Raw genomic sequence first — 3,508 nt, 5'->3', positions numbered from 1 at the left:
GGTCAGGACAAGTTCGAGATCAAGGCAGCTGCGTTCGAGGGCAAGTTCCTCGCAGCTAATCAGATCGACGTACTGGCAACTCTGCCGACCCGTGACGAAGCAATTTCTCAGCTGATGAGCGTGATTCAAGGCGCTACCAGCAAATTGGCTCGTACTCTGGCGGCAATTCGCGACCAGAAAGAAGCTGCCGCAGCCTAAGGCTCGTCGACTTCTCGCGTTTTTTGTTTATTTCGATGGTCGCGTAGGCCGTCCCCCAATTCAGGAATTGAGTCATGTCTCTGACTAACGAACAAATCATCGAAGCAATCGGCCAGAAATCCGTAGTGGAAATCGTTGAGCTGATCAAAGCGATGGAAGAAACCTTCGGCGTTACCGCTGCTGCCGCTTCGGCTGGCCCAGCTGTAGCTGCTGCTGCTGTTGAAGAGCAAACCGAGTTCAACGTTGTTCTGGTTGAAGCCGGCGAGAAGAAAGTAAACGTGATCAAGGCAGTTCGTGAACTGACCGGTCTGGGCCTGAAAGAAGCCAAAGAGAAAGTCGATGGCGCTCCTCAGGTTGTAGCTGAAGGCGTTTCGAAAGAAGCTGCTGAAGACGCTAAGAAGAAGCTGGAAGAAGCAGGCGCTAAAGTCGAGCTGAAATAAGTATCGACTTTGCTCCTCCAGCCCGAGCGTCAAGCGACAGGCTGATGGCTGGTGGCTCTTGCCACCGGCCTTTTTCCGTTATTGGCAGCCGACTGGGTCGGTGCTGATAAAGGCGCTGTAACCACCCGATGCGGTGGCGCAAACCATGGGGTTTGCACGATTTTCTGGCTGCTCCCGTCGGGAGGGGCCAAACAAGCAGGTGACCAAGCTGGGGAACGCTGATGGCTTACTCATATACTGAGAAAAAACGTATCCGCAAGGACTTTAGCAAGTTGCCGGACGTCATGGATGTGCCGTACCTCCTGGCCATCCAGCTGGATTCGTATCGTGAATTCTTGCAAGCGGGAGCGACTAAAGATCAGTTCCGCGACGTGGGCCTGCATGCGGCCTTCAAATCCGTTTTCCCGATCATCAGCTACTCCGGCAATGCTGCGCTGGAGTACGTCGGTTATCGCTTGGGCGAACCGGCATTTGATGTCAAAGAATGCGTATTGCGCGGTGTAACTTTCGCCGTACCTTTGCGGGTAAAAGTGCGCCTGATCATTTTCGACAAAGAATCGTCGAACAAAGCGATCAAGGACATCAAAGAGCAAGAAGTCTACATGGGCGAAATCCCATTGATGACTGAGAACGGTACCTTCGTAATCAACGGTACCGAGCGTGTTATCGTTTCCCAGCTGCACCGTTCCCCGGGCGTGTTCTTCGACCACGACCGCGGCAAGACGCACAGCTCCGGTAAACTGCTGTACTCCGCGCGCATCATTCCTTACCGCGGTTCGTGGCTGGATTTCGAGTTCGACCCGAAAGACTGCGTATTCGTGCGTATCGACCGTCGTCGCAAGCTGCCGGCCTCGGTACTGCTGCGCGCGCTCGGCTACACCACCGAAGAAGTGCTGGACGCGTTCTACACCACCAACGTATTCCACGTTAAAGGCGAAGGCCTGAGCCTGGAACTGGTGCCTCAGCGTCTGCGCGGTGAAGTGGCTGTCCTCGATATCCAGGATGATAAAGGCAAGGTGATTGTAGAGCAGGGCCGTCGTATTACTGCCCGCCACATCAACCAGCTGGAAAAAGCCGGGATCAAAGAGCTGGACGTGCCTCTGGACTACGTTCTGGGCCGCACTACCGCCAAGGTCATCGTGCATCCGGCTACCGGCGAAATCCTGGCAGAGTGCAACACCGAGCTGTCGACCGAAGTCCTGGCGAAAATTGCCAAGGCGGGCGTTGTTCGCATTGAAACTCTGTACACCAACGACATCGACTGCGGTCCGTTCATCTCCGACACGCTGAAGATCGACTCCACCAGCAACCAATTGGAAGCGCTGGTCGAAATCTATCGCATGATGCGTCCAGGCGAGCCGCCAACTAAAGACGCTGCCGAAACCCTGTTCAACAACCTGTTCTTCAGCCCTGAGCGCTATGACCTGTCTGCGGTCGGCCGGATGAAGTTCAACCGTCGTATCGGTCGTACCGAAATCGAAGGTTCGGGCGTGCTGTGCAAGGAAGACATCGTCGCGGTCCTGAAGACTCTGGTCGACATCCGTAACGGTAAAGGCATTGTCGATGACATCGACCACCTGGGTAACCGTCGTGTTCGCTGCGTAGGCGAAATGGCCGAGAACCAGTTCCGCGTTGGCCTGGTACGTGTTGAGCGTGCGGTCAAAGAGCGTCTGTCGATGGCTGAAAGCGAAGGCCTGATGCCGCAAGACCTGATCAACGCCAAGCCAGTGGCTGCGGCGGTGAAGGAGTTCTTCGGTTCCAGCCAGCTCTCGCAGTTCATGGACCAGAACAACCCGCTGTCCGAGATCACCCACAAGCGTCGTGTCTCTGCACTCGGCCCTGGCGGTCTGACTCGTGAGCGTGCAGGCTTCGAAGTTCGTGACGTACACCCGACTCACTACGGTCGTGTCTGCCCGATTGAAACGCCGGAAGGTCCGAACATCGGTCTGATCAACTCCCTGGCTGCTTACGCCCGCACCAACCAGTACGGCTTCCTGGAAAGCCCGTACCGTGTGGTGAAAGAGGGTGTGGTCACCGACGAGATCGTGTTCCTGTCCGCCATTGAAGAAGCCGATCACGTGATCGCGCAGGCTTCGGCGACCATGAACGAGCAGAAAGTCCTGATCGACGAACTGGTAGCCGTACGTCACCTGAACGAATTCACCGTCAAGGCGCCGGAAGACGTCACCCTGATGGACGTTTCGCCGAAGCAGGTAGTTTCGGTTGCAGCGTCGCTGATTCCGTTCCTCGAGCACGACGACGCCAACCGTGCGTTGATGGGTTCGAACATGCAGCGTCAAGCTGTACCAACCCTGCGCGCTGACAAGCCGCTGGTAGGTACCGGCATGGAACGTAACGTGGCTCGCGACTCCGGCGTTTGCGTCGTGGCTCGTCGTGGCGGCGTGATCGACTCCGTTGATGCCAGCCGTATCGTGGTTCGTGTTGCTGATGATGAAGTTGAAACCGGTGAAGCCGGTGTCGACATCTACAACCTGACCAAATACACCCGCTCGAACCAGAACACCTGCATCAACCAGCGCCCGCTGGTGAGCAAGGGTGATCGTGTTCAGCGTAGCGACATCATGGCTGACGGCCCGTCCACCGACATGGGTGAACTGGCGCTGGGTCAGAACATGCGCATCGCGTTCATGGCCTGGAACGGCTTCAACTTCGAAGACTCCATCTGCCTGTCCGAGCGTGTGGTTCAGGAAGACCGCTTCACCACGATTCACATTCAGGAACTGACCTGTGTGGCGCGTGACACCAAGCTTGGCCCAGAGGAAATCACTGCGGACATCCCGAACGTGGGTGAGGCTGCACTGAACAAGCTGGACGAAGCCGGTATCGTTTACGTAGGTGCTGAAGTAGGC

Annotated in this window: 2 protein-coding genes and 1 pseudogene; all 3 read left to right on the top strand. The window is 56.4% G+C overall.

Translation table 11 applies throughout. From position 1 onward, the window contains the following. Positions 1 to 198, top strand: a pseudogene (gene rplJ, locus HT737_RS12355) (50S ribosomal protein L10); the annotation flags it as partial. Positions 199 to 272: 74 nt separating this feature from the next. After that, a complete protein-coding gene (gene rplL / locus HT737_RS12350) occupies positions 273 to 638 on the top strand; it encodes a 50S ribosomal protein L7/L12 (RefSeq protein WP_041074960.1) in 366 nt (121 codons plus the stop codon). Positions 639 to 859: 221 nt separating this feature from the next. Continuing rightward, on the top strand, positions 860 to 3,508 hold a 2,649-nt coding region (rpoB, locus tag HT737_RS12345; RefSeq protein WP_182402688.1), incomplete at its 3' end, for a DNA-directed RNA polymerase subunit beta.

The sequence above is a fragment of the Pseudomonas sp. MD195_PC81_125 genome, from assembly GCF_014060985.1.
Lineage (GTDB): Bacteria > Pseudomonadota > Gammaproteobacteria > Pseudomonadales > Pseudomonadaceae > Aquipseudomonas > Aquipseudomonas parakoreensis.
Note: the sequence above shows the minus strand (reverse complement) of the source record. Positions and strands in the feature narration are given on the sequence as shown.

What these genes read in the sequence shown, in the direction of transcription:
- rplL (WP_041074960.1), top strand. Translation starts at nt 273, where the DNA reads ATGTCTCTGACTAACGAACAAATCATCGAAGCAATCGGCCAGAAATCC.